This is a genomic window from Mucilaginibacter metallidurans (assembly GCF_003286435.2).
Lineage (GTDB): Bacteria > Bacteroidota > Bacteroidia > Sphingobacteriales > Sphingobacteriaceae > Mucilaginibacter > Mucilaginibacter gossypii.
The window spans coordinates 7,382,399-7,405,606 of sequence record NZ_CP043449.1 but is presented as its reverse complement, the minus strand read 5'-3'; the positions used below and the strand labels follow the sequence as shown (position 1 = coordinate 7,405,606).

Annotated in this window: 35 protein-coding genes; 3 read left to right on the top strand and 32 right to left on the bottom strand. The window is 41.9% G+C overall.

Annotation, left to right across the window (positions count from 1 at the left end; all coding sequences use genetic code 11):
- Positions 1-44 precede the first annotated feature (44 nt).
- Positions 45-1,946, bottom strand: coding sequence for a molecular chaperone DnaK (gene dnaK, locus DIU38_RS32160; protein ID WP_112653537.1), 1,902 nt, complete (start codon positions 1,944-1,946; stop codon positions 45-47).
- A 261-nt stretch (positions 1,947-2,207) separates the two neighbouring features.
- Here dnaK and DIU38_RS32155 point away from each other — a divergent pair, with 261 nt between their 5' ends.
- Both DIU38_RS32155 and DIU38_RS32150 read left to right on the top strand, forming a co-directional pair.
- A complete protein-coding gene (locus DIU38_RS32155; protein WP_112653536.1) occupies positions 2,208-2,498 on the top strand; it encodes a hypothetical protein in 291 nt (96 codons plus the stop codon).
- Positions 2,499-2,955: 457 nt separating this feature from the next.
- Positions 2,956-3,450 (top strand): GNAT family N-acetyltransferase, encoded by a 495-nt coding sequence (locus DIU38_RS32150; RefSeq protein WP_167516330.1) that lies wholly within the window; start codon positions 2,956-2,958, stop codon positions 3,448-3,450.
- Positions 3,451-3,561: 111 nt separating this feature from the next.
- Here the strand turns inward: DIU38_RS32150 and rplQ are convergent, their stop codons facing one another.
- From rplQ to rplC, 29 genes are all read right to left on the bottom strand, one after another.
- Positions 3,562-4,113 carry a 50S ribosomal protein L17 gene (gene rplQ / locus DIU38_RS32145; protein ID WP_112653533.1) on the bottom strand — a complete coding sequence of 184 codons (552 nt, stop codon included), beginning with the start codon at positions 4,111-4,113 and terminating at the stop codon, positions 3,562-3,564.
- 140 nt (positions 4,114-4,253) lie between these two features.
- Complete coding sequence (locus tag DIU38_RS32140) at positions 4,254-5,246, bottom strand: DNA-directed RNA polymerase subunit alpha (protein WP_090529218.1); 993 nt, start codon at positions 5,244-5,246, stop codon at positions 4,254-4,256.
- A 178-nt stretch (positions 5,247-5,424) separates the two neighbouring features.
- Complete coding sequence (gene rpsD, locus DIU38_RS32135; protein WP_090529221.1) at positions 5,425-6,033, bottom strand: 30S ribosomal protein S4; 609 nt, start codon at positions 6,031-6,033, stop codon at positions 5,425-5,427.
- A gap of 67 nt (positions 6,034-6,100) precedes the next feature.
- The gene (gene rpsK, locus DIU38_RS32130; RefSeq protein WP_090529224.1) at positions 6,101-6,490 is read right to left on the bottom strand and encodes a 30S ribosomal protein S11; all 390 of its coding nucleotides are present in this window, start codon (positions 6,488-6,490) and stop codon (positions 6,101-6,103) included.
- 143 nt (positions 6,491-6,633) lie between these two features.
- Positions 6,634-7,011, bottom strand: coding sequence for a 30S ribosomal protein S13 (gene rpsM / locus DIU38_RS32125; protein ID WP_112653532.1), 378 nt, complete (start codon positions 7,009-7,011; stop codon positions 6,634-6,636).
- Between the two features lie 91 nt (positions 7,012-7,102).
- Positions 7,103-7,219: a type B 50S ribosomal protein L36 gene (gene ykgO / locus DIU38_RS32120; protein ID WP_022833269.1), complete on the bottom strand. Its 117-nt coding sequence runs from the start codon at positions 7,217-7,219 to the stop codon at positions 7,103-7,105.
- Between the two features lie 4 nt (positions 7,220-7,223).
- Positions 7,224-7,442: a translation initiation factor IF-1 gene (gene infA / locus DIU38_RS32115; protein WP_022833270.1), complete on the bottom strand. Its 219-nt coding sequence runs from the start codon at positions 7,440-7,442 to the stop codon at positions 7,224-7,226.
- Between the two features lie 64 nt (positions 7,443-7,506).
- Positions 7,507-8,298 (bottom strand): type I methionyl aminopeptidase, encoded by a 792-nt coding sequence (map, locus tag DIU38_RS32110; protein WP_112653531.1) that lies wholly within the window; start codon positions 8,296-8,298, stop codon positions 7,507-7,509.
- A 6-nt stretch (positions 8,299-8,304) separates the two neighbouring features.
- Complete coding sequence (secY, locus tag DIU38_RS32105) at positions 8,305-9,648, bottom strand: preprotein translocase subunit SecY (protein ID WP_112653530.1); 1,344 nt, start codon at positions 9,646-9,648, stop codon at positions 8,305-8,307.
- Between the two features lie 5 nt (positions 9,649-9,653).
- Entirely contained in the window at positions 9,654-10,100 is a 447-nt protein-coding gene (gene rplO / locus DIU38_RS32100) for a 50S ribosomal protein L15 (RefSeq protein WP_090529235.1), read from the bottom strand.
- Positions 10,101-10,104: 4 nt separating this feature from the next.
- Positions 10,105-10,284 carry a 50S ribosomal protein L30 gene (gene rpmD / locus DIU38_RS32095; RefSeq protein WP_022833274.1) on the bottom strand — a complete coding sequence of 60 codons (180 nt, stop codon included), beginning with the start codon at positions 10,282-10,284 and terminating at the stop codon, positions 10,105-10,107.
- Positions 10,285-10,290: 6 nt separating this feature from the next.
- On the bottom strand, positions 10,291-10,809 hold the full coding sequence (rpsE, locus tag DIU38_RS32090; protein WP_090529238.1) for a 30S ribosomal protein S5: 519 nt from the start codon (positions 10,807-10,809) through the stop codon (positions 10,291-10,293).
- 12 nt (positions 10,810-10,821) lie between these two features.
- Positions 10,822-11,172, bottom strand: coding sequence for a 50S ribosomal protein L18 (gene rplR / locus DIU38_RS32085; RefSeq protein ID WP_090529241.1), 351 nt, complete (start codon positions 11,170-11,172; stop codon positions 10,822-10,824).
- Positions 11,173-11,177: 5 nt separating this feature from the next.
- Complete coding sequence (rplF, locus tag DIU38_RS32080) at positions 11,178-11,735, bottom strand: 50S ribosomal protein L6 (protein WP_112653529.1); 558 nt, start codon at positions 11,733-11,735, stop codon at positions 11,178-11,180.
- Positions 11,736-11,752: 17 nt separating this feature from the next.
- Positions 11,753-12,151 (bottom strand): 30S ribosomal protein S8, encoded by a 399-nt coding sequence (rpsH, locus tag DIU38_RS32075; protein ID WP_090529247.1) that lies wholly within the window; start codon positions 12,149-12,151, stop codon positions 11,753-11,755.
- 148 nt (positions 12,152-12,299) lie between these two features.
- Positions 12,300-12,569 (bottom strand): 30S ribosomal protein S14, encoded by a 270-nt coding sequence (rpsN, locus tag DIU38_RS32070; protein WP_090529250.1) that lies wholly within the window; start codon positions 12,567-12,569, stop codon positions 12,300-12,302.
- Positions 12,562-13,125, bottom strand: coding sequence for a 50S ribosomal protein L5 (gene rplE / locus DIU38_RS32065; protein WP_090529254.1), 564 nt, complete (start codon positions 13,123-13,125; stop codon positions 12,562-12,564). The genes rpsN and rplE overlap by 8 nt, the downstream gene beginning before the upstream one ends.
- On the bottom strand, positions 13,125-13,454 hold the full coding sequence (rplX, locus tag DIU38_RS32060; protein ID WP_090529257.1) for a 50S ribosomal protein L24: 330 nt from the start codon (positions 13,452-13,454) through the stop codon (positions 13,125-13,127). The genes rplE and rplX overlap by 1 nt, the downstream gene beginning before the upstream one ends.
- A gap of 1 nt (position 13,455) precedes the next feature.
- Positions 13,456-13,824, bottom strand: coding sequence for a 50S ribosomal protein L14 (rplN, locus tag DIU38_RS32055; RefSeq protein ID WP_090529260.1), 369 nt, complete (start codon positions 13,822-13,824; stop codon positions 13,456-13,458).
- Position 13,825: 1 nt separating this feature from the next.
- Positions 13,826-14,080, bottom strand: coding sequence for a 30S ribosomal protein S17 (gene rpsQ / locus DIU38_RS32050; protein WP_090529263.1), 255 nt, complete (start codon positions 14,078-14,080; stop codon positions 13,826-13,828).
- A 20-nt stretch (positions 14,081-14,100) separates the two neighbouring features.
- On the bottom strand, positions 14,101-14,310 hold the full coding sequence (gene rpmC / locus DIU38_RS32045; RefSeq protein ID WP_090529266.1) for a 50S ribosomal protein L29: 210 nt from the start codon (positions 14,308-14,310) through the stop codon (positions 14,101-14,103).
- A gap of 124 nt (positions 14,311-14,434) precedes the next feature.
- Positions 14,435-14,857, bottom strand: coding sequence for a 50S ribosomal protein L16 (gene rplP / locus DIU38_RS32040; protein ID WP_090529269.1), 423 nt, complete (start codon positions 14,855-14,857; stop codon positions 14,435-14,437).
- A gap of 50 nt (positions 14,858-14,907) precedes the next feature.
- On the bottom strand, positions 14,908-15,780 hold the full coding sequence (gene rpsC / locus DIU38_RS32035) for a 30S ribosomal protein S3 (protein WP_090529273.1): 873 nt from the start codon (positions 15,778-15,780) through the stop codon (positions 14,908-14,910).
- Positions 15,781-15,786: 6 nt separating this feature from the next.
- Positions 15,787-16,215, bottom strand: a complete 429-nt coding sequence (gene rplV / locus DIU38_RS32030; RefSeq protein WP_091165379.1) for a 50S ribosomal protein L22 — start codon at positions 16,213-16,215, stop codon at positions 15,787-15,789.
- Positions 16,216-16,221: 6 nt separating this feature from the next.
- A complete protein-coding gene (gene rpsS, locus DIU38_RS32025; RefSeq protein ID WP_022832979.1) occupies positions 16,222-16,488 on the bottom strand; it encodes a 30S ribosomal protein S19 in 267 nt (88 codons plus the stop codon).
- A complete protein-coding gene (rplB, locus tag DIU38_RS32020) occupies positions 16,488-17,315 on the bottom strand; it encodes a 50S ribosomal protein L2 (RefSeq protein WP_090529279.1) in 828 nt (275 codons plus the stop codon). The genes rpsS and rplB overlap by 1 nt, the downstream gene beginning before the upstream one ends.
- A gap of 8 nt (positions 17,316-17,323) precedes the next feature.
- Positions 17,324-17,614, bottom strand: coding sequence for a 50S ribosomal protein L23 (gene rplW / locus DIU38_RS32015; protein WP_090529282.1), 291 nt, complete (start codon positions 17,612-17,614; stop codon positions 17,324-17,326).
- Between the two features lie 2 nt (positions 17,615-17,616).
- Positions 17,617-18,249 carry a 50S ribosomal protein L4 gene (gene rplD, locus DIU38_RS32010; RefSeq protein ID WP_090529285.1) on the bottom strand — a complete coding sequence of 211 codons (633 nt, stop codon included), beginning with the start codon at positions 18,247-18,249 and terminating at the stop codon, positions 17,617-17,619.
- A 1-nt stretch (position 18,250) separates the two neighbouring features.
- Positions 18,251-18,868, bottom strand: coding sequence for a 50S ribosomal protein L3 (gene rplC, locus DIU38_RS32005; RefSeq protein WP_090529696.1), 618 nt, complete (start codon positions 18,866-18,868; stop codon positions 18,251-18,253).
- A gap of 416 nt (positions 18,869-19,284) precedes the next feature.
- Between rplC and DIU38_RS32000 the strand changes: the two genes are divergently transcribed.
- The gene (locus tag DIU38_RS32000; RefSeq protein WP_129569165.1) at positions 19,285-19,491 is read left to right on the top strand and encodes a hypothetical protein; all 207 of its coding nucleotides are present in this window, start codon (positions 19,285-19,287) and stop codon (positions 19,489-19,491) included.
- 149 nt (positions 19,492-19,640) lie between these two features.
- On the opposite strand, the gene DIU38_RS31995 is transcribed toward DIU38_RS32000, so the two are convergent.
- Both DIU38_RS31995 and DIU38_RS31990 read right to left on the bottom strand, forming a co-directional pair.
- A complete protein-coding gene (locus tag DIU38_RS31995; protein WP_112653527.1) occupies positions 19,641-21,116 on the bottom strand; it encodes a hypothetical protein in 1,476 nt (491 codons plus the stop codon).
- Positions 21,117-21,231: 115 nt separating this feature from the next.
- On the bottom strand, positions 21,232-22,944 hold the full coding sequence (locus DIU38_RS31990) for a hypothetical protein (protein ID WP_112653526.1): 1,713 nt from the start codon (positions 22,942-22,944) through the stop codon (positions 21,232-21,234).
- Between the last annotated feature and the right edge of the window lie 264 nt (positions 22,945-23,208).

Sequence of the window (23,208 nt, the reverse complement as noted above, 5' to 3'; positions counted from 1 at the left end):
GGAATTAACCAAACCGGGCTTAAATATTATCGAAACAAAATTAATTATTTCACTTCTTCAAAATCAACATCTGTTACAGTGTCAGAGTTGTCTTGCGCGCCTGCGCCGTTATCACCGGCACCTGGTGCGCCTTGAGCACCTTCGGCAGAAGCTTTGTACATATCTTCAGATGCAGCAGTCCAGGCAGTGTTAAGCTCTGTTTGTGCAGCTTCGATAGCATCAAAGTTTTTAGCTGAATAAGCCTCTTTCAATTTAGCTAAACCAGCTTCGATAGGTGCTTTTTTATCAGCAGGGATCTTATCGCCGTACTCTTTCAGTTGTTTTTCTGTCGAGAAGATCAGGGCATCAGCAGCGTTCAGCTTTTCAACTTCCTCTTTTGCCTTTTTGTCAGCATCAGCATTAGCTTCAGCTTCATCCTTCATCTTTTTGATCTCGGCATCGGTTAAACCTGAAGAAGCTTCGATACGGATTTTTTGCTCTTTACCTGTAGCTTTATCTTTTGCAGATACGTGCAGGATACCGTTAGCATCAATATCGAAAGTAACTTCGATCTGTGGTACGCCACGAGGTGCTGGCGGAATGCCATCCAGGTGGAAACGACCGATAGTACGGTTACCCGCAGCCATTGGGCGCTCACCTTGTAATATGTGGATCTCAACTGAAGGCTGGCTGTCGCTGGCGGTTGAGAATGTTTCAGATTTTTTAGTAGGGATAGTAGTGTTCGACTCAATTAATTTGGTCATTACACCACCCATAGTTTCGATACCTAATGAAAGCGGGGTAACGTCAAGCAATAACACATCCTTAACCTCACCGGTTAATACACCACCCTGAATAGCAGCACCGATAGCAACAACTTCATCAGGGTTAACACCTTTTGAAGGAGCTTTACCAAAGAATTTTTGTACAGCTTCCTGGATAGCAGGGATACGAGTTGAACCACCTACCAAAATCACTTCGTCGATATCAGAAGTGCTTAAACCGGCATTTTTCAAAGCCGATTTACAAGGCTCAATAGTACGTTTGATCAGGCTATCAGCTAATTGCTCAAATTTAGCACGGGTTAATGTTTTAACTAAGTGCTTAGGCATACCGTCAACTGCAGTAATGTATGGCAGGTTAACTTCAGTTTGAGCAGAGCTTGATAACTCAATTTTAGCTTTCTCAGCCGATTCTTTTAAACGTTGTAAAGCCATTGGGTCTTTACGCAGGTCTAAACCTTCGTCGTTTTTAAACTCGTCAGCTAACCAGTCAATAATTACCTGATCAAAGTCGTCACCACCTAAGTGAGTATCACCATCGGTAGCTTTTACTTCAAATACACCGTCGCCCAATTCCAATACAGATACGTCATGAGTACCGCCACCGCAGTCAAACACAACAATCTTCATATCTTTATGAGCTTTATCAAAACCGTAAGCTAATGCAGCAGCAGTAGGTTCGTTAATGATACGGCGTACTTTTAAACCGGCAATTTCACCGGCTTCTTTAGTTGCCTGGCGTTGAGCGTCGTTAAAGTAAGCAGGAACGGTAATAACCGCTTCGGTTACTTCGGTACCTAAGAAATCTTCAGCAGTTTTCTTCATTTTCTGAAGAATCATTGCAGAAATTTCTTGCGGGGTATATTTACGGTCGCCAATTTCAACACGAGGAGTGTTATTGTCGCCTTTAACTACTTTATAAGGTACACGTGCCGCTTCACTTGTAACTTCGCTAAACTGGTTACCCATAAAGCGTTTAATTGACGAAATGGTTTTTGTAGGGTTTGTGATAGCCTGACGTTTTGCAGGATCACCAACTTTACGTTCGCCATTATCAATAAAAGCTACTACAGACGGCGTAGTACGTTTACCCTCGCTGTTAGCTATAACAACAGGCTCGTTACCTTCCATTACAGCAACGCAGGAGTTTGTTGTTCCTAAGTCGATTCCAATTATTTTAGACATATATGATTGTTTTTTCTTTTTGATTTATTGTTTACTTACCATTGCTGTTTATCAATGCCTGTGCCAATATGCCAATGGCAGTAAAAATTGCCTGTAATTGTCAGTTCATGAACAAGGCGGCAGAATAGCTTACTTTGTGATGACAGGTTGGCAGGACCGTTTGAGGTTAAAGGCGAAAGGTTAAAGGCAAAAGATTATTGTGTGGTTTGCTAATTGGCAGGAGATCGACTAACTTGAAACTTTAATTCACAGGTATCAATCATGAAATACATCAGGGAGGGCAATAATAAATTCGGTACCGTACTATACACTATCGATGGCAGCTATGTGCGAAAAGGTCAGGGCCGGTTTGGCGACATATTATATACCATAGATGGCAAAATTGTAAAAAAGGGGCAGGGAATGTTTGGCGATGTGGTTTGTAACCTTGACGATAACCTGATCAGGAAAGGCCGTAGCCTCTTTGGCGATGTGCTGTATAATATCGACGGAAATTTTGTGCGGGAAGGCCGCAGCCGGTTTGGTGATATCAAGTTTTATATTGATGAGTGATGGGAAAATTATTTGTCTGAATCAGAATTTATAGAATTAAAGAATTATCAGAATGACAGGCAAATTCTTAAAATTCGTTTAATTCGGGTTCAGACAAAATCACCTGCAAACTGCCTACTCAAAACTGCCAACTGATATGGGCGTTGCCTTCGGCCCTGGCTATATGCTCATACGCCTGCAGGCCTTACGCTCATGGCCGGTATCCGCTCCTATCCCTAACGCACTTTCGGTTTTTATAAAATGTCGTGGATTTCCAATTAAAATCCCTTATATTTATCCTAATCAAACAATCGCCTCTGTTACTTAACAAACCAAACAGGCTCACCACATTGCCTGGAATTGCATAACAAACAGCCTTATTTAACGGCTGTACCTTTACTTTAAAAAAGCGAACTGGTTTTTTATTGTTATTTAATTCCAACATTAAATGTTTTTTATCAAATCACAACGGTTAAAAATGATACCGTTAACACACGCGCAATTATTATTGCTTAAACAAAACCGTAAGCTGCTGGAGCTATCATTAGGCTTAACTCCTTCAGCTATGCTGATCGATCCGTTATATATCAAAGAAATTGATGATGCCTTCGATAGTTTCTGGCTGCCAAATACGCTCGCCTTCCCCGATAAATACCTATGGTATACCGGCTGGGAGATCGTTCTTAAAAGCACCAATACCGTCATCGGCGGCATGGGCTTTGCCGGTTATCCTAATGATGCCGGCGAAGCGGAGATTGGCTATATGATCGACGCCAACCAGCATAACAAAGGTTATGCTACAGAAGCTTTACAATTACTTTCGCAATGGGCATTTACACATGAATTTGTGAAAGCTATCATAGTGCATACTTATGCAGATAACCTGCCATCGCGAAGGATATTGGAAAAGTGCGGTTTCACTTTGATGAATGAAGTTGAATGCCTATTGACTTACAGCCTGAACCGCGAGTAAACAGATCAGGGAATCACCATGATTTTACCGAAAACCGGCAGTCAATTACATAAAAAACGGCCCACTCAAATGAGCGGGCCGTTTTTAGTATCTGTTAAACCGAATAATTAATTATTCGCCTTTTTCAGCGTTTTCTTCGTTTTCAGAAGGTGCAGGTGCTTCAGCAGCCGGCTCTTCTTTAACGTCTTCAACTACTACAGCTTCTTCTGCAGCTACAGGAACAGCAGTTTTAGCTTTTGCACCAGAACCACCACGACGACGGGTTGATTTCTTAGCAGGAGCAGCAGCGTCAGCACCGTAAACAGTGTTGTAATCAACAAGCTCGATGATTGCCATTTCAGCATTATCGCCTAAACGGTTTTCTAACTTGATGATACGGGTGTAACCACCCGGACGGTTAGCAATTTTTTCAGCGATTTCGCGGAAAACGATTGATGTAGCGTCTTTATCCTGCAGGTAGCTGAATACTGTACGACGTGAGTGCGTAGTATCGTTTTTTGATTTTGTTAAAAGTGGCTCAACATAACCGCGTAAAACTTTTGCTTTTGCTAATGTTGTAGTGATACGCTTGTGTAAAATAAGCGAAGATGCCATGTTAGCCAGCATCGCTTTGCGGTGGCTGGTAGTACGGCCTAAGTGATTGTTTTTGTTTCCGTGTCTCATTGTTTTATATATTTCACGTGCATACCGTTGGGCGATAGGCTCAAGCCCTCGGAATTATGCTTTCGCTTAATTAATATTCGTGCAAAAAAAGAGAGGTTTGAGCTAAGACTAATCTCTTATCTCAAACCTCTAATCTCTTATTATTCTTCGTCTAACTTAAATTTAGACAGGTTCATACCAAAAGACAAACCTTTTGATTTAACCAGGTCCTGGATTTCAGTTAACGATTTTTTACCAAAGTTCCTGAATTTCAACATGTCAGCAACATCGTACGATACCAGGTCGGCCAGGCTGCGGATATCAGCAGCTTTAAGGCAGTTAAGGGCACGTACAGAAAGGTCAAGATCAACCAGTTCGGTTTTAAGGATCTTGCGCATATGCAGGATCTCTTCATCCACTTCTTTGGTTTCTTCTTTAGCCTGTGCTTCAAGCATCATGTTTTCATCACTGAACAGCATAAAGTGCTGGATCAGGATTTTAGCTGCTTCTTTCAAAGCATCTTCAGGATGGATCGAACCATCGGTAGCAATATCCAATACTAATTTCTCATAGTCGGTTTTTTGCTCAACACGATAGTTTTCGATAGTATATTTTACGTTTTTGATCGGCGTATAGATCGAGTCGATAGCGATCACACCTACGTTAGCGTCAGGATTTTTATTTTCCTCGCTTGGTACATAACCACGGCCCTTGCCTACAGTAAGCTCAACTTCAAGCGTTACAGCCGGGTCCATATTGCAAAGTACCAAATCAGGATTTAATACAGTAAAGTTGTTAGAGAATTTGGTGATATCTCCTGCTTTAAATGCATCCTGGCCATTTACAATAACAAATATTTTCTCGCTGTCGCCAGATTCACCTGTTTTCTTAAAACGAACTTGTTTAAGGTTCAGGATGATCTCGGTTACGTCCTCAACAACACCTTTGATGGTTGAAAATTCATGAGTTACTCCCGAAAAACGAACAGAAGTAATTGCATAACCTTCAAGTGATGAAAGTAAGATACGACGCAGAGCATTACCAATGGTTACACCAAAACCTGGTTCTAACGGACGAAATTCAAACGTACCATCAAAATCATTTGCTTTTTGCATGATAACCTTGTCTGGTTTTTGAAATGCTAAAATTGCCATTTATATCCTTTATTTATTGTTTACTTGATAATTGATTTGAGATATGGGATTTGAGATGTGAGATTTACTCTGCTGTTCAAACGCTTATTCAAATCTTTTGTTTGTGATTTGCATATATACGAAAACCAGAAATGAGATTTGAAAAAACTCTCAAATCTCACATCTGATATCTCATATCTTATTTAGAGTACAACTCGACGATCAGGTTTTCCTTGATGTTTTCAGGGATCTCATCGCGGTTAGGATAGTTAAGGAATTTACCTGTAAGGTTGTTCGCATCCCACTCTAACCAGCTGTATTTGTTGATTCTTCTACCGGCTACTGAAGTAGTGATAGCCTCTAATGATTTAGATTTTTCACGTACTGCAACCACATCACCAGCTTTCAATGCATATGAAGCGATGTTTACAACAGCACCGTTAACTGTGATGTGTTTGTGGTTAACCAACTGACGTGCTGCCGAACGTGTAGGAGCAATACCTAAACGGAAAACAGCGTTATCTAAACGAGCTTCCAGGAATTTCAACAGGTTTTCGCCTGTGATACCTTCTTTAGCTGAAGCGCGGTGAAACAAGTTCTCGAACTGACGCTCTAATACACCATAAGTGTATTTAACTTTTTGTTTCTCTTGCAACTGAGTAGAGTACTCTGATTGCTTTCCACGGCGTTTTGAAGCACCGTGCATTCCCGGCGGGTAGTTTTTACGTTCTAACGCTTTGTCCGGACCGAAGATCGGCTCACGGAAACGACGGGCAATTTTGGATTTTGGTCCTGTATATCTGGCCATTTTTGTGTGTTCTTAAAGTATCATGCAGCCTGCAGCTGCCGAATCTTAGCTTTAAAAAATATGTTAATTAAACTCTTCTTCTTTTTGAAGGACGGCAACCGTTGTGTGGAAGCGGTGTAATATCTTTAATCGTAGTTACTTCGATACCTGCAGTTTGCAAAGTACGGATAGCTGACTCACGACCGGCACCTGGGCCTTTTACAAATACTTCAACTTTACGTAAACCTAAGTCATAAGCAACTTTACCGCAATCGGCAGCAGCTTGTGAGGCAGCGTAAGGAGTATTCTTTTTTGAACCTTTGAAACCCATTTTACCAGCTGATGACCAAGAAACTGCCTGGCCGGTTTTGTTGGTAAGGGTGATGATGATGTTGTTGAAAGTAGCATTGATGTGTGCTTCGCCAACCGGCTCAACAATCACAATGCGTTTCTTGGTTACTTTTTTAGCTTTAGCCATTTTTTTTAATTTTTGAATTAATGAATTACTGAATTAACGAATAATCCGGACCCATTAATTATACTGTCAAAATGAGGTATTCCTGATGATCTAAAGGTTATCAAGCGGCCACTGACCAATCTCTAACCTCTAAGCACCAATCACTATTTAGTAGCTTTTTTCTTGTTAGCAACTGTTTTACGTTTTCCTTTACGGGTACGTGAGTTGTTTTTAGTACGCTGACCACGTAATGGTAAACCTTTACGGTGACGTGTACCGCGGTAGCAACCGATATCCATCAAGCGTTTAATGTTAAGCTGCACTTCTGAACGTAATGCGCCTTCAACTTTAATTTGCTCGTTAATGATTCCACGTATAGCGGCTAATTGCTCATCGGTCCAGTCTTGTACTTTGATATTAAAATCAATACCAGCCTCAGTCAAAATTCTTTGAGCTGTTGAGCGGCCAATACCGAAAATGTAAGTAAGTCCGATTTCTCCTCTTTTATTCTTTGGTAAATCAATACCTGATATCCTTGCCATATTTCTTGTAATTTATTGAGTTATCGAATTATTGAATTATCGAATCGCTATCATCAGTAATTCAATCATTCTCCAATTCAGTAATTTTTTCTTAGCCCTGGCGTTGTTTAAACTTCGGGTTCTTTTTGTTAATAACGTAAAGTTTCCCGTTACGGCGAATGATCTTGCAATCAGCGCTGCGCTTTTTGATGGATGCTCTAACTTTCATCTTTTTATTTATATCTATAGGTTATTCTACCCTTTGTTAAATCATATGGACTCATTTCCAGTTTCACCCTGTCGCCAGGAAGAATTTTGATGTAGTGCATACGCATTTTGCCCGATATGTGCGCTATAATCTCATGACCATTTTCAAGTTCAACTCTGAACATTGCATTTGACAATGCCTCTCTAATTGTACCGTCTTGCTCAATCGAAGATTGTTTAGCCATATTTTGTTGATTATTACTTAATTATCCGCCCTAAAACCGGGATGCAAAATTAATAAAAAATTATTTAATTATTATTTTTTTCTTTTAAAACATTTTCTACGTAATCAAACGTCGATAAAATGTCTGGAGTACCTTTGCGTACCGCTACAGTATGCTCATAATGTGCCGAAGGTTTCTTGTCAGATGTTGAAACTGTCCAGCCATCATCCCAAAACTTAACACCGGCACGGCCGGCATTGATCATGGGCTCAATGGCTATCACCATGCCTTCTTCCAGTTTGATACCGGCACCGCGTTTGCCATAGTTAGGTACTTCGGGTTTTTCGTGCAGTTTTAATCCCACACCATGGCCAACAAGTTCCTTTACTACACCAAAGCCGTTCTTTTCGGCATGCTCCTGTACCGCGTATCCTATATCACCTATACGCATCCCTACAACCGCTTTTTCAACACCCAGCTTTAAGCATTCCTGCGTTACACGCATCAGCTTTTTAACCTGGTCGTTAACCTCACCAATGGCAAAGGTATAAGCCGAGTCGCCGTAGTATTTATTTAAAACAACGCCGCAATCAACTGATACCAGGTCGCCTTCAGTTAAAACATGCGATCCGGGGAAGCCGTGTACAACCTGGTCATTCAGGGAGATACACAGTGAATAAGGAAATCCGTGATAGTTTAAAAAGGCAGGAACACCGCCGTTGTCCCGTATAAAGGTTTCGGCAAGCTTATCCAGTTCAATTGTTTTAACACCCGGAGCAATAACCTTAGCTATTTCTCCGAGTGTTTTTGAAACAAGTAAAGAACTTTCTCTTATGAGTTCTATCTCTTCGACAGACTTATAATTGATTTTTGACATTGCTTATTAAATCGCTGTCGGACTGGTACCGGCAGCGGCAGGCATAGCTGTACGTCCCTTAATCCGTCCGGTTTTCATTAAACCATCATAATGGCGCATCAACAGGTGACTTTCTATTTGCTGCAATGTATCCAGCACAACACCCACCAGGATGATCAGCGATGTACCGCCGAAGAACCTTGCGAATATTGGAGATACACCAACCAAACTGGCCAATGCCGGGATGATTGCTATAATAGCCAGGAATACTGATCCTGGTAAAGTGATCTTTGAGATAACGCCATCAATAAACTCGGCAGTAGTACGGCCTGGTTTGATGCCCGGGATAAAGCCACCGTTCTTCTTCATATCATCGGCCATTTGGTTAGGGTTAACCGTAATGGCGGTATAGAAGTAAGTAAACAGGATGATCAGGATCCCAAACAACAGGTTATGCTCCCATGAGTTATAGTTAGCTAAAGCTATCAATATACCGTTTGATGATACGTTAGGGAAAAACTGCGATACAGTTTGCGGGATAAACATCAATGCCTGCGCAAATATGATTGGCATTACACCGGCAGCATTTACCTTTAAAGGTATATACTGGCGTACACCGCCATATTGTTTGTTCCCCACAATACGTTTAGCGTATTGTACCGAAATTTTACGTGTTCCCTGTACTATCAGTATAGTAAACATTACCACACCAATAAGACCTACAATCTCCACAATGAAAGCGATCAAACCACCGGCACCGCCATTACGCGAAATAAACTCGGTTGCAAAAGCGCCTGGTAATTGGGCTATGATACCCACCATGATGATGAGTGAGATACCATTACCGATACCTTTATCGGTGATCTTTTCGCCTAACCACATTACAAATAACGTACCTGCCGTTAATACAAAAGTATTAAGGAAGATGAAGGTAAAAGGATCGGCAATAGTCCTTGCATCGGCAGCAACCTGCGATTTAAGGTAACCTATAGCCTGTAAAAAGGTAATACCTATTGTCAGGTAACGGGTCCATTGGTTAAGCTTGTTGCGACCGCTTTCACCTTCTTTTTGCAATTTGGTAAAATACGGAACGGCAATACCCAGCAGTTGCACCACAATTGAAGCCGAAATGTAAGGCATAACACCTAACGCAAAAATAGAGGAACGTGAAAACGATCCTCCTGCAAACATATTCAGCAATCCTACTAATCCTTCTGCTTTTTGGGTTGATGCTACCGCGGCGTTAACGCCAGGTAAAACCACGAATGAGCCTACACGATATATTAAAAGAAATAAGAGTGTGTTAGTAATACGCACTCTCAAATCTTCGATTTTCCAGATATTGGATAATGTGGTGAAAAATTTCTTCATCGAAATTATAACTTAACTATGGTACCACCTGCAGCTTCAATAGCTTTTTGAGCTGTAGCAGTAAATGCATGTGCTTTAACTTCTAATTTGGCAGTAAGCTCACCACGGCCCAGGATCTTAACCAGGTCGTTACGTGATACCAAACCGTGCTCTTTCAAAGTATCAAAATCAACAGCAGTAAGCGAAAACTTTGTTACTAATTCCTGAAGTACGTCAAGGTTTACACCTGTGTACTCAACACGGTTAGGGTTTTTAAAGCCCACTTTAGGCACACGGCGCTGTAAAGGCATCTGACCGCCTTCAAAGCCTACCTTGGTGCTGGTACCTGAACGTGAACCGGCGCCTTTGTGGCCACGGGTTGACGTACCGCCACGGCCAGAACCTGTACCACGGCCAATTCTTTTTCTATTTTTGGTTGAACCTTCTGCAGGTTTTAAATTACTTAAATTCATGATATTAAATATTTTCAACCGCTACCAGGTGGTTCACTTTCCTAACCATCCCAACTATAGCAGGTGTAGCCTCAACTTCCACACTGTGGTTAATTTTACGCAAGCCTAAAGCCTCGATTGTTTTTTTCTGGCGTTCCGTTCTGTCGATCACGCTCTTAATCTGTGTTATTTTGATCTTAGCCATGACTGATTATCCGTTAAATACTTTACCTAAACTAATTCCGCGCTGTTGTGCTACTGTATTTGCATCACGTAATTGGGCTAATGCCGATACGGTTGCTTTTACCACGTTGTGCGGGTTTGATGAACCTTTTGATTTTGCCAATACGTTGTGTACACCTGCCGACTCTAATACGGCACGCATAGCACCACCTGCAATTACACCGGTACCGTTAGCAGCTGGTTTAATGAAAACAAAACCACCGCTAAATTTACCAATTTGCTCATGAGGTACAGTTCCGTTAATGATTGGAACTTTTACCAGGTTCTTTTTAGCATCATCAATGCCTTTAGCAATAGCCTCAGTTACCTCTTTAGCTTTACCTAAACCGTAACCTACAACACCGTTTTCATCACCTACTACTACAATAGCAGAGAAGCTGAAAGTACGGCCGCCTTTGGTTACTTTGGCAACACGCTGTATGCTTACCAAGCGGTCTTTTAATTCGATCTCGCTTGTTTTTACTCTTTTTATGTTGATTGTTGACATTTCTCTTTTCGATTAAAAGTTTAAACCACCTTCACGTGCACCTTCGGCCAATGACTTAACACGGCCATGGTACAGGTAACCGTTCCTGTCGAAAACCACATCTTTAATACCTGCAGCGATAGCTTTTGAAGCTACTAATTTACCAACAGCTACTGATTGATCTGATTTTGTACCTTCAGCGGCAAAATCTTTTGATAAAGATGATGCTGAAACTAAAGTTTTACCGGTTACATCGTCAATGATCTGCGCATAAATACCTTTATTACTTCTAAATACTGACAGGCGGGGACGTTCTGTTGACCCTGAAAGGCGTTTCCTGATGCCTTTTTTAATCCTGTCTCTTCTTGATAGTTTAGCTCCCATGACGATTATTTTTTAGATGCTGATTTACCTGCTTTTCTTCTCAAAATCTCGCCCTGGAACTTGATACCTTTACCTTTGTAAGGCTCTGGTGCACGTAATGAACGGATTTTAGCTGCTACCTGGCCAATTAACTGTTTGTCAATTGATTCAAGGATGATGGTTGGGTTTTTACCCTTATCAGCAGTGGTTGTAACTTTAATTTCTTGAGGTAATTCAAATACATAGTGGTGAGAGAAACCCAACACTAAATCTAATGTATTACCGGTATTGGTGGCACGGTAACCTACACCCACTAATTCCTGGGTTACTTTGTAACCTTCGGTTACACCAATTACCATGTTATTTAAAAGCGCGCGGTATAAACCATGTAACGCTTTATGACGTTTCTGATCAGACGGGCGTTGAACCAGTAACTGACCGTCTTCCTGTGCAATAGTGATATCGCTATCAATTGCCTGTTGCAACTGGCCTTTAGGACCTTTTACGGTAACAACATTATCTGCTGAAACTGTAACGGTTACTCCCTGTGGCAGTGCTATCGGTGCTTTTCCTACTCTTGACATTGCTTAAATTTCTTCTGTTAATAAACGTAGCATAAAACCTCACCACCAACATTTTGCTGACGAGCTTCTTTATCAGACATAACGCCTTTAGAAGTTGACAGGATGGCGATACCTAAACCATTTAATACACGTGGCATGTTTTCCATACCTGCGTATTTCCTCAAACCTGGTTTGCTGATGCGCGAAATGCTGCGGATAGCAGAAATTTTAGTTATCGGGTGGTATTTCAAAGCAACTTTGATAGTGCCCTGAGGACCATTATCCTCAAACTTATAATTTGCAATGTAACCTTTGTCGAAAAGCACCTTAGTGATTTCCTTCTTCAGATTTGATGCAGGAATTTCAACAACCCGGTGGTTGGCTTTAATAGCATTCCTTACTCTTGTAAGATAATCTGCGATTGGATCTGTATTCATTTTATTGTGTTATGACGGTGGTTTCCTTCCGGTAACATCCCGGGCGACCTTCCATCGGTTAATTCATTTATTTTAAGCTCAATGCATAAAGCAAAAAGCCTAAAGCTTTTATGCCTTACGCTTTTCGCCTTTTGCTTTCAGCTTTTGCTTACCAGCTTGCTTTTTTTACTCCCGGAATCTTGCCTTCAAGAGCCATTTCACGGAATGTAACACGTGAGATGCCAAACTGACGCATATAACCACGAGGGCGGCCGGTTAATTTGCAACGGTTGTGCAGTTTTACCGGTGATGATGCTTTTGGTAATTTATCTAAAGCAGCGTAATCGCCAGCTTCTTTTAAAGCAGCTCTTTTTTCAGCGTATTTAGCTACTAATTTTGCGCGCTTTACTTCACGTGCTTTTACACCTTCTTTAGCCATTGCTATTTTGATTTTTAAATGGTAAACCAAATTGTTTCAACAACTCCAATGCTTCAACATCGTTTGTTGCGGAGGTTACAAAGGTAATATCCATACCTTGGATTTTATTGATTTTGTCAATATTTATCTCAGGGAAGATAATTTGCTCAGTAATACCTAATGTATAGTTGCCGCGGCCATCAAAACCTTTATCGTTGATGCCTTTGAAGTCACGGATACGTGGCAGGGCTACAGCGATTAAACGATCCAAAAACTCGTACATTGTGTTGTCACGCAGGGTAACACGTACGCCAACCGGCATATTTTTACGCAATTTAAAGTTTGAGATATCTTTTTTAGATTTTGAAGATACTGCCTGCTGACCAGTGATGGTAGTTAACTCGGTGATGGTGTTTTCGATCAATTTCTTGTCGGTAGTTGCACCACCTACACCCTGGTTAATGGCAATTTTCTCCAATTTAGGAACCTGCATTACGCTTTTGTACTGAAATTTATCTTTCAGTGCGGTGCGGATTTCGTCCTTGTATTTTGATTTTAATCTTGGTACGTAAGTCATTACTTAATTTCCTCCCCTGATTTTTTTGCTACCCTTACTAATTTGCCGGCGTCATTTTTTTGACGGCCAACACGGGTTGTATTACCTGTTTTAGGATCAACCAGCATTAGGTTTGAAATATGTATAGCAGCTTCTTGTTTAACAATTCCGCCGTTAGGGTTAGCAGCATTAGGTTTAGTATGTTTTGATACCATATTGGCACCTTCAACAATAGCCCTGTTCTTATCTACCAAAACCTCAACGATTTTGCCTTGTGATCCTTTTGAATCGCCGGCGATAACTTTAACCAGGTCGCCTTTACGGATCTTTAATTTTACTTTCTTTTCCATGTTACAATACCTCCGGTGCTAATGATACAATTTTCATAAATTGTTTCTCGCGCAGTTCCCTTGCAACAGGGCCGAAGATACGTGTACCTCTCGGCTCATCCTGGTTGTTTAACAACACAGCTGCGTTATCGTCGAAACGGATATATGAACCGTCTTTTCTGCGGATCTCTTTTTTAGTACGCACAACTACGGCTTTTGATACGGTACCTTTTTTCACGTTACCTGATGGTAAAGCGCTTTTTACGGTAACCACAATTTTATCGCCGATTGATGCATACCTTTTACCGGTACCACCCAATACACGGATCACTAAAACTTCTTTAGCGCCGCTATTGTCGGCTACTGTTAATCTTGATTCCTGTTGTACCATCTTATTTAGCCCTTTCTAAAATTTCAACTAATCGCCAGTTTTTGGTTTTGCTCAGCGGGCGGGTTTCCATGATCAATACTGTATCGCCTACGCCACAGGTATTGTTTTCATCATGAGCCTTGAATTTGGTAGTTTTCTTTACGAATTTACCATAGATAGGGTGTTTCACCTTACGCTCAACGGCCACAACAATAGATTTTTCCATCTTATTGCTTACTACAAGGCCGGTACGTGTTTTTCTTAAATTTCTTTCCATTTTTACTAATGTTTAAAAAATTAATTCTTTTCAGAAGCGGCCGCCGCTTTACGTTTTGTTAATTCAGTATTTAACTGAGCAATTCCTTTGCGTACTTTGGTTATACGGGACGGGTTCTCAATAGCTGAAACTGCATGAGCGAATTTCAATTTGGTTAGGGTAGCCCTTTCCTCGCTGATCTTAGCAACAATCTCTTCAGTTGATAGGCCCAAAATTTCTGAGTTCTTCATTTTTCTTTGTTATTTGTTGTCTGTTGGTAAGTTTAAACGTTGTATTGTTTTTATTTGAATGGTGAAATTCGGCATCTAACTTCACAACATTAAAACTTTACAACTCTTCAACTAACTCCTCAATTTATGCTTCTACGTAATCCCTACGTACAATAAATTTAGTTTGCACCGGTAATTTCTGTGCTGCAAGGCGTAAAGCCTCTTTAGCAACTTCCAAAGGCACGCCTTCGGCTTCAAAAATGATCCTTCCGGGGCGTACTACCGCAACCCAGTATTCAGGAGCACCTTTACCTTTACCCATACGTACCTCTGCAGGTTTCTTGGTTACAGGTTTGTCAGGAAATATCCTGATCCAAACCTGTCCTTCACGTTTCATAAAACGTGTTACAGCGATACGTGCAGCCTCGATCTGACGGCTGGTGATCCATGCCGCTTCGAGTGATTTAACACCAAAAGATCCGAATGAAAGTTCAGCACCACGGGTGGCTAAACCTTTCATCCTGCCTTTTTGCATCTTTCTGAACTTCGTTCTTTTTGGCTGTAGCATTTTCTTAAGCTTTTATATCGTTATTCGATATTTGTCTTGTACTTTAATTATTATCTCTTACCTGGGCCACCCGGACGGTTTCCACCTTGTCCACCCGGACGGTTTCCACCTTGTCCGCCCGGACGGTTACCACCGCCACGACGATCGCCACCTGGTTTCCTGTCGCCACGACGCTCACCGCCGCGCTCGCCGCCTCTTTCGTTACCACGGCCACCAAAGCCTGGTGCACCGCCCTCTGGCCTGCCACCTTTGCCGCTTGCGCTGCTGGTACCGCCAATGTTTGGAGAAAGATCGCGTTTGCCATAAACCTCGCCTTTACAGATCCAAACTTTAACACCTATTTTACCATAGGTAGTTAATGCTTCTGCCAATGCGTAGTCAATGTCAGCACGGAAAGTGTGCAAAGGAATCCTGCCTTCTTTATATTGCTCGCTACGTGCCATCTCAGCGCCACCTAAACGGCCTGAAGTCATTACCTTGATACCTTCGGCACCCATACGCATGGTTGCAGCGATTGTGGTTTTCATGGCACGACGGAAAGAGATACGTGCTTCTAATTGTTTTGCAATGCCTTCTGCTACTAATTGTGCATCAAGCTCAGGACGTTTGATCTCGAAAATATTGATCTGAACTTCTTTTTTAGTAAGTTTTTTCAACTCTTCTTTGATCTTGTCAACTTCCTGACCGCCTTTACCGATCACAATACCCGGACGGGCAGTGTGGATAGTTACGGTAATGCGTTTTAAAGTACGCTCGATAACTACTTTAGATACACCACCTTTAGCAATACGAGCTGAAAGGTATTTGCGGATTTTTTCGTCTTCAACTAATTTATCGGAGTAGTTGTTGCCACCGAACCAGTTAGAATCCCAACCTCTGATGATTCCTAACCTGTTACCTATTGGATGTGCTTTCTGTCCCATTTCAAATTAATTGTTTTCGTTTTTACTATCCACAACAAGTGTTACGTGGTTTGAGCGTTTGCGGATACGGTATCCCCTTCCTTGCGGAGCAGGACGTAACCTTTTTAACTGACGGCCACCGCCTACAGATACTTCCTTAACAAAAAGGTTGCTGTCTTCAACACGTTTGCCTTCGTTTTTTGCTTCCCAGTTTTTGATAGCTGATAACAAAAGTTTCTCTACACGAATAGCAGCTTCTTTGTTAGTAAATTTCAATATGTATAACGCTTTCTCAACGTTTTCACCGCGGATCAAGTCAACCACCAAACGCATTTTGCGTGGTGAAGTTGGGCAGTCCTGTAACTTAGCAACAGAAGCGCCGCCTACAAGAGCTTTCGCAGCTTCTTTTTGTTGCCTGATCAGTACAGACTTTTTAATTTTTGTTGTTGCTTCCATTGCCTGTTATTTTTTCTTTTCTGCGTGTCCGCGGAATGTACGGGTTGGGGCAAACTCTCCCAGCTTGTGTCCAACCATGTTTTCTGTTACGTACACAGGGATAAACTTGTTACCGTTGTGTACTGCGAATGTATGACCAACGAAATCAGGAGAGATCATGGAACGACGTGACCATGTTTTTACAACTGATTTTTTATTTGCATCATTCAGTACCATAACTTTCTTATCTAAGTTATGATCGATGTAAGGTCCTTTTTTTATTGAACGAGCCATTATTTCTTCCTTCTTTCAATGATGTAACGATCCGATGTTTTCTTCTTGTCACGGGTTTTGTAGCCTTTAGCCAATAAACCTTTACGTGAACGTGGGTGACCACCTGAGGCACGGCCTTCACCACCACCCATAGGGTGATCTACCGGGTTCATAGCTACACCACGTACCCTTGGCCTGCGGCCTAACCAGCGTTTGCGGCCGGCTTTACCCAACACAGCGTTTGCTCTTTCGCCATTTGAAACGGTACCGATAGTTGCCAAACAAGTTGACAGGATCATGCGGGTTTCGCCTGAAGGCAATTTGATGATAGCATATTTGCCATCACGTGCTGATAATTGAGCGTAAGTACCGGCGCTGCGGGCAATTACACCACCCTGGCCAGGGTTTAACTCAATGTTGTGAATGATCGAACCAAGAGGGATATTCTTTAATGGTAAGGTATTACCTACTTCGGGAGCTGCTGTTTCGCCTGCTGTTACAATTGTACCAACTGTTAAGCCTTCCGGAGCAATCATGTACCTTTTCTCGCCATCAGCAAAGTGTAGCAGGGCTATACGTGCCGAACGGTTAGGATCGTACTCGATAGTTGCAACTTTTGCCGGGATATCAAACTTATTACGTTTAAAATCAATTAACCTGTATGCTTGTTTATGACCACCACCTAAGTAGCGCATAGTCATTTTACCGCTGTTGTTACGACCGCCCGATCTTTTGTTTGATGCTACAACCAACGATTTTTCAGGAACGTTTGTTGTGATATCTGAATTAGATACATCAACTCTGAAGCGGGTACCCGGGGTAACCGGTTTAAATCTCTTTACTGCCATTTCTATAATTATATATTGCTGTAAAAATCAATTACTTCTCCGTCCTTCAACGTAATGATCGCTTTTTTGTAAGTAGCTGAACGGCCCTGAACGGCGCCTGCCTTAGTATTGCGAGTTTTAAGTTTGCCGACGTATTTCATGGTGTTTACCGCCGTAACGTTTACACCGTACATTGCCTCAATGGCACTCTTGATCTGAATTTTGTTAGCCCTGTGATCAACTTTGAAAGCATAACGGTTAAGCTTGTCAGTTAACTGAGTAACTTTTTCAGTAAGTAGGGGTTGTTTTAAAATTTCCATAATTACTTAGCTAATGCTTCCTCCAAAGTTTTAACAGCACCTGTAGTTAACAACAGCTTGCCTGCGTTTAACACATCATAAGTGTTAAGCTGCTCAACTGAAATTACTTTGCTTTTCTTCAGGTTCCTGCTTGATAAATACACATTGTTATTTTCGGCAGATGCTACTACTAATAATGTTTTTTCATTAGTAACATTCAGATCGGCCTCAAGCTTAATGTAGTTTTTAGTTTTGATGCTATCAAAGCTAAAATCCTCTAACACTAAAATATTGTTATCTTTTGCTTTGTATGATAAAGCTGATTTACGGGCCAGTGATTTAAGCTTTTTGTTTAATTTGAAGCTATAATCGCGTGGCTGCGGGCCGAATACACGGCCACCACCGTTAAATAATGGTGATTTAATACCACCGGCACGGGCACCGCCTGTACCTTTTTGTTTGTATAATTTGCGGGTTGAACCTGCAATTTCATTACGCTGTTTTGATTTGTGTGTACCCTGACGCTGGTTAGCAAGAAATTGCTTAACATCAAGATAGATAGCGTGATCATTTGGCTCAATACCGAAAACCGACTCAGGAAGCTGCACCTTGGCACCTGTTTCTTTACCTGATACGTTTAATACGTTAACTTCCATCTTATTTATCCACTATTACGAATGAACCCTTAGCTCCGGGGATGGAACCTTTAACTACTAACAGATTCTGCTCCGCGAAAACCTTAACTACTTCAAGGTTTTGTATTTTAACACGGGCGTTTCCGGTTTGACCTGCCATGCGCATACCTTTAAATACACGTGATGGCCATGATGACGCACCCAAAGAACCTGGCGCACGTAAACGGTTGTGCTGACCGTGAGTTTGCATACCCACGCCGCCAAAACCATGACGTTTTACCACACCCTGAAAACCCTTACCTTTTGAGGTACCTACCACGTCAACAAAATCTCCCGCAGCAAAAATGTCGACAGTAACGGTGTCGCCTAATGCTTTTTGATCTTCGAAAGTTTTGAATTCAACCAGTTTACGCTTTGGAGCGCTACCGGCTTTCTGGAAGTGTCCTTTTAGAGGGGCAGAAGTGTTTTTTTCCTTTTTGTCGCCATACGCTAACTGAACAGCAGCGTATCCGTCTGTATCCACAGACTTAACTTGTGTTACCACGCAAGGGCCAGCTTCGATTACTGTGCAGGGAATGTTTTTCCCTGTTTCGTCGAAAATGCTGGTCATTCCTACTTTTTTACCAATAATTCCTGACATTTTTTTAATTGTTTTTGTGCCCATCGAAGCAGTAGGGCTTCGTTCAAGGCATATTTCTCCCCCGAAAGGGACGGCAAAGATAGAAACTTTGTATTAATTATCAAATAGTTAGTAAGTTATTTTTTTATAATTTTTGCATCCGCGTTTTAACATATGTTTGAAAGGTATTTGGCTAAGCATTAGCCGGTTTGATTTTTTGACTTTTCGCAGCCATTTTGGAAGGTATGTTACAACATCACCCGGTTGACGGCGTAAAACTGAAGATGGGCCGGGGAAATTTTTAAAGATTGGGGGGATTAAGGGGAAGGTTACTATAGCCCATAGCCGCTATGCCAACTACAATAATTGCCACCCTAATGATCAGGGCTTAAATTTAATGATTGGAATTTCATAAATTTGAATTTAAACTTCAGATAATGGATACTTTACTTATAGAAGTAACTAATCAAAACGCATATAACCTGCTCAGGGAGCTTGAAAAGTTGCATTTGATCAAAGTTCTCAAAAACACTTCCTCTCCTAAAATAAAGTTATCAGATAAATTTGCTGGCAAATTACCAATCGCTGATGCTGAGAAACTCCAGGAACACATTAAACAAAGCCGTAAAAAATGGGATATTTGATTAATAGCAACGCTATAATTGATTATCTGAGCAGCAATATTAAATGCAAACAAGTCAACAGGCGGACACTTGAACCATAAGCCAGCATTCCGAAAAATGAAATCTTCCTGCTGTCTCTATTAAAGCTTTTATAAATATTCAGTTCTATTTTATCGCAACTGTTTTTTTTGAACAAGTGCATTACCTTGCGAAAACAAGCTAAAGCGTACGCCGCCCCGGGTTTCAAAACTGTCTTTTTTTATTAATTGCCTGCTTTTCAATAGTTCAGAAAGTTCCTGGGGTTGATCTTCAACGGAATATGTAAGTACCCACAAACGCTTAACGGCATTGGGACAGCTCGTATTTAAAAGGCTATCCTTATAGATTACATCGAACCGCCCATCTATAACACCTAAATCTTTATAGTATTTTACCGGCAAGCCTGTTAAGTTGCCGGTATAAAGGGCATCGCCTTTTTCAAATTTTTTATTGATGGTTTCAATCCCCCTTTTAATATCATCATGCTGCGTGTAAGGCGGTTGGTGTATAAGTACAACCCTTGCCATTAATGCAGGAAGCAGTAAAAAGATAAAACCGATAACTTTTCCAAATCTCAGATGAGATAGCCCGGTGGTTAAAAACTCATAGCTAAATACGCACGTAATGACCAGGCCGGGGGTTAAGTACAAATATAAGCGGGTTTCGAATGGGTATAATTTAAGCCCGGATAAAGCAAGATGGACGCAAACCGGCAGTAATGTTAATATCATGAGATCGTATCTTCTGTACCTAACCAACAGTATGACACCCAGACCGAATAGTGCCATAATACAGCTCCCGATAAGTTGCCCGAAGTAAAAAAGAAAATAAAAAATGCCGTGAAAACGACCTGCTATCCAGCCCCAAAACGACGAATCAAAGGGCATAAAAGCACCCGCGTTTGACCAGTACCCAACCATTTTATGTTGTGTTGGATGGCTGTAGATAAACACAAAATAATATAAAGCAAAGAAAACACCCCAACACAAATTGGTGATTATAAAATGCCTGCCCAGGGGCCTATTTTCCGATCTTGATTTATAAAACAGGTATACATCAACCGTAAGCAGGATAATTGGTGTGATGTTGGAGAGATATATGCAGATTAAGCCCAGTACCAAAAGCTTATAGTAAAACCCCTTTAATGCCTTCTCTTGAATCAACAGATAATAGAATATGGTAATTACCAGAAGATCGACAATATACTGCTTGGCCTCGCTTGAGTAATAAATTATAGTTTGATTAAAAACAACCAAGCTCAATCCTAAAATAATGCTGTAAATGCTTTTGAAAAGCCTGCTTAGTATCCGGGCAAACAGGGGCAGGAACGCCAAATAGCAAATAAGCGGAAATACCTTAAGCGCATAATCTGATTTGGGCACCAGCGATATAAATGCTTTTTGAATAAGCAGGAACAACACAGGCGCAACCCCATTATAATCAAGAGGCCGGAACAGACCAACAGTATTACGGTGTATTAAATTAAGGGTTAATACAGCTTCATCAAGCCATACGCCCCGGTCGCTTAAAAATTGAATCCCCGCTAATACTATTGCAATTATAAAAAGGGCGTATAAAACAAATCTTTGGGTTAGGTATCTGTTCACTTACATTCCGGGTTAAGGCTTTTAGATTTGAGCCTAAACTACAAAAGTATTTAGATTTTTCCCCGAAAGCTAACCAACAAAAACCGGCACCGCACCTGTCGCCCCGAACATTGCCCTAATTCATAACCACCGAACTTACGGGCACCTCATCAGCATGCGAAAACGAGCGCGTGAAGCCCGCCTTGTAATAAGGCAACTTTTCGGTACGGTTTTGCGCCTTTAAACTTTGGTACATGCCCAGCATCGACCAGCCGTTACCCGGGTTACGTTCCAGGTCTTCGCGGAAAACTTTTTCGGCCTGCGGGTTATAATCGGTTTTGAGCAGGTAAGCCCCCAGAAACTGCCTTGCCGGGATAGGCCACTCGGCCGGTTCTGAATAAATCATGTTATCTTCTGTCTGCACTGCTTTTTTTAATGCCGCCATACCATCATCAAACTTATTGCGGCCAAGCAAAATAGCACCATCCAATATATTTTCAGCAACGGTGGCGCCATCCAGCGCGATATTAAAAGGAATATGCCGCTGTTTTAAAGACGCGTCATCAAGCCTGCCACGCAATAAAGCAAGCTGGGCCACGGCCGAATCCTGCCCGCCCGTATATAGAAATGCCATTCCGCGGGCAAAATGGTATAACACCCGCGCATAGGCCCAGTCGCCATTGGGGCCAACGCTGTCTTTCAGCAGTTCGTGCCATTTGCCAAGGCGCATCATGGTAAATACGGGCATCATGTACAGGTATTGCGAATAAGTATCACCTGCCGAAGGTTTTACCGCATTGCGGCAGCGTTGGGCCGCTTCCATCCCCCGCTCGTACATTGCCCCGTTAAAGGCACAAAGTGTTTCGACAGCGTAAAAATGAGAGTTTATTTTTGTGAGCTTTAAATTGGGCGCCAGGGCGGCATAAGTAACAATACATTTTGCTGCTTTTTCATTAACGTCAACGCCCTGAAAATATAAACCATTGCGCTGATAAACATGACTGGCCATATGTACCATATGCCCGATACCGGGGAACAACCTTTTTAAAGCCCCGGCATTGGCCAGCGCGGCGCCGGGGTTACGCGAAGCCTCGGTTAAGTGGATATAATAATGCAGCGCCGCCGGGTGCTCCGGATTGGTATTTAAAACGCCTTTGCACAAGGTAACCAGTTCGGCTGTCCAGGGTTTATCGGTACCGTCGGGCGCCCAAAAATCCCAGGGGTGAATGAGCATTACCGCGTCGATATACAGCATTTTAAGGTCGGCATCGGTTGGGTAGGCGAGCATCAGCTTCTTCAGATCCTGTGCATAAGCTTCATTATCGCTTGCGTTGGTGCCCCCCTGCGGGTAACGAAGGTTCATCGCCGCTATCAAGGCTTTTTCCTTTTCGGGGGCGCTGCCGGCAACGGCGTTCATTTGTTTCAAAACAGCAGGCAAACCGGCAGGAGCAACATAAGGTCCGCCGGCGTTATAGTAAGGGCCCAGGCTTAAAGCCTGCCCCCAGTAAGTCATAGCGGCCGAGGGGTCAAAACGCGACGCTTCTTTAAACGACGCGAATGCTTCCTTCATGTGATAGCTGTAATACATGGTTAAGCCCTGGTTAAAGTAAAACCGGGCGCTGTCATTACGGGCAGCAATGGCATAGCTGTGATGCCCCCAGCCGGGTAAGCGCTGTATAAATTTGCCATTCCCCGCTGTATCTGCATCCTGAACTACACCCGATCCGCACATTACCGGAACTACCGGTTTTGTTTTGCCCGATACTTTAAATTTTTTTCCCTGGAACGCAAACAAATAGGTAGCAAACAACACCACAGGGAACACAAATAACAGCGATGCCTTTTTCATGTTCGACTTTTTTAAATGAGGACTATAATTGGCAGGTATGAAAACCTATACTAATATAAGGTATTATAGGCAGGAATGGATGAGGGAATTGAATTGGGTTGGGTAGTCTATTTTGTTGAGCCGAAAGCAGATAAATGTAAATTAAGAAGTAGCGGTGAAATTTGTATTATTCCTAATCTCAATCAGTGAAGGGTATTAAAAATGACGGCATCCATCATAAAAACAAAGGACCGGCTTCACCGGTCCTCTGAATAGCATACCCAA

Coding starts and splice junctions, on each gene's coding strand:
- rpsM (WP_112653532.1), bottom strand. CDS start 7,011: ATGGCAAGGATATCAGGTATTGATTTACCAAAGAATAAAAGAGGAGAA.
- rplX (WP_090529257.1), bottom strand. CDS start 13,454: ATGGAAAAGAAAGTAAAATTAAAGATCCGTAAAGGCGACCTGGTTAAA.
- DIU38_RS32155 (WP_112653536.1), top strand. CDS start 2,208: ATGAAATACATCAGGGAGGGCAATAATAAATTCGGTACCGTACTATAC.
- DIU38_RS32140 (WP_090529218.1), bottom strand. CDS start 5,246: ATGGCAATTTTAGCATTTCAAAAACCAGACAAGGTTATCATGCAAAAA.
- dnaK (WP_112653537.1), bottom strand. CDS start 1,946: ATGTCTAAAATAATTGGAATCGACTTAGGAACAACAAACTCCTGCGTT.
- DIU38_RS32000 (WP_129569165.1), top strand. CDS start 19,285: ATGGATACTTTACTTATAGAAGTAACTAATCAAAACGCATATAACCTG.
- rplC (WP_090529696.1), bottom strand. CDS start 18,868: ATGTCAGGAATTATTGGTAAAAAAGTAGGAATGACCAGCATTTTCGAC.
- rpsC (WP_090529273.1), bottom strand. CDS start 15,780: ATGGGACAGAAAGCACATCCAATAGGTAACAGGTTAGGAATCATCAGA.
- DIU38_RS31990 (WP_112653526.1), bottom strand. CDS start 22,944: ATGAAAAAGGCATCGCTGTTATTTGTGTTCCCTGTGGTGTTGTTTGCT.
- rplW (WP_090529282.1), bottom strand. CDS start 17,614: ATGGAAATTTTAAAACAACCCCTACTTACTGAAAAAGTTACTCAGTTA.
- rpsN (WP_090529250.1), bottom strand. CDS start 12,569: ATGGCTAAAGAAGGTGTAAAAGCACGTGAAGTAAAGCGCGCAAAATTA.
- rplE (WP_090529254.1), bottom strand. CDS start 13,125: ATGACTTACGTACCAAGATTAAAATCAAAATACAAGGACGAAATCCGC.
- rpsQ (WP_090529263.1), bottom strand. CDS start 14,080: ATGGAAAGAAATTTAAGAAAAACACGTACCGGCCTTGTAGTAAGCAAT.
- rplN (WP_090529260.1), bottom strand. CDS start 13,824: ATGGTACAACAGGAATCAAGATTAACAGTAGCCGACAATAGCGGCGCT.
- rplF (WP_112653529.1), bottom strand. CDS start 11,735: ATGTCAAGAGTAGGAAAAGCACCGATAGCACTGCCACAGGGAGTAACC.
- infA (WP_022833270.1), bottom strand. CDS start 7,442: ATGGCTAAACAATCTTCGATTGAGCAAGACGGTACAATTAGAGAGGCA.
- map (WP_112653531.1), bottom strand. CDS start 8,298: ATGTCAAAAATCAATTATAAGTCTGTCGAAGAGATAGAACTCATAAGA.
- rpsD (WP_090529221.1), bottom strand. CDS start 6,033: ATGGCCAGATATACAGGACCAAAATCCAAAATTGCCCGTCGTTTCCGT.
- rpmC (WP_090529266.1), bottom strand. CDS start 14,310: ATGAAGAACTCAGAAATTTTGGGCCTATCAACTGAAGAGATTGTTGCT.
- secY (WP_112653530.1), bottom strand. CDS start 9,648: ATGAAGAAATTTTTCACCACATTATCCAATATCTGGAAAATCGAAGAT.
- rplQ (WP_112653533.1), bottom strand. CDS start 4,113: ATGAGACACGGAAACAAAAACAATCACTTAGGCCGTACTACCAGCCAC.
- rplR (WP_090529241.1), bottom strand. CDS start 11,172: ATGGGAGCTAAACTATCAAGAAGAGACAGGATTAAAAAAGGCATCAGG.
- rpmD (WP_022833274.1), bottom strand. CDS start 10,284: ATGGCTAAGATCAAAATAACACAGATTAAGAGCGTGATCGACAGAACG.
- rplD (WP_090529285.1), bottom strand. CDS start 18,249: ATGGAAGTTAACGTATTAAACGTATCAGGTAAAGAAACAGGTGCCAAG.
- rplO (WP_090529235.1), bottom strand. CDS start 10,100: ATGAATTTAAGTAATTTAAAACCTGCAGAAGGTTCAACCAAAAATAGA.
- rplV (WP_091165379.1), bottom strand. CDS start 16,215: ATGGAAGCAACAACAAAAATTAAAAAGTCTGTACTGATCAGGCAACAA.
- rpsK (WP_090529224.1), bottom strand. CDS start 6,490: ATGGCTAAAGCTAAAAAAGTAACCAAGAAACGCATTGTGATTGTTGAG.
- rpsH (WP_090529247.1), bottom strand. CDS start 12,151: ATGAATACAGATCCAATCGCAGATTATCTTACAAGAGTAAGGAATGCT.
- DIU38_RS32150 (WP_167516330.1), top strand. CDS start 2,956: ATGATACCGTTAACACACGCGCAATTATTATTGCTTAAACAAAACCGT.
- rpsS (WP_022832979.1), bottom strand. CDS start 16,488: ATGGCTCGTTCAATAAAAAAAGGACCTTACATCGATCATAACTTAGAT.
- rplP (WP_090529269.1), bottom strand. CDS start 14,857: ATGCTACAGCCAAAAAGAACGAAGTTCAGAAAGATGCAAAAAGGCAGG.
- rpsE (WP_090529238.1), bottom strand. CDS start 10,809: ATGTCAACAATCAACATAAAAAGAGTAAAAACAAGCGAGATCGAATTA.
- rplB (WP_090529279.1), bottom strand. CDS start 17,315: ATGGCAGTAAAGAGATTTAAACCGGTTACCCCGGGTACCCGCTTCAGA.
- ykgO (WP_022833269.1), bottom strand. CDS start 7,219: ATGAAAGTTAGAGCATCCATCAAAAAGCGCAGCGCTGATTGCAAGATC.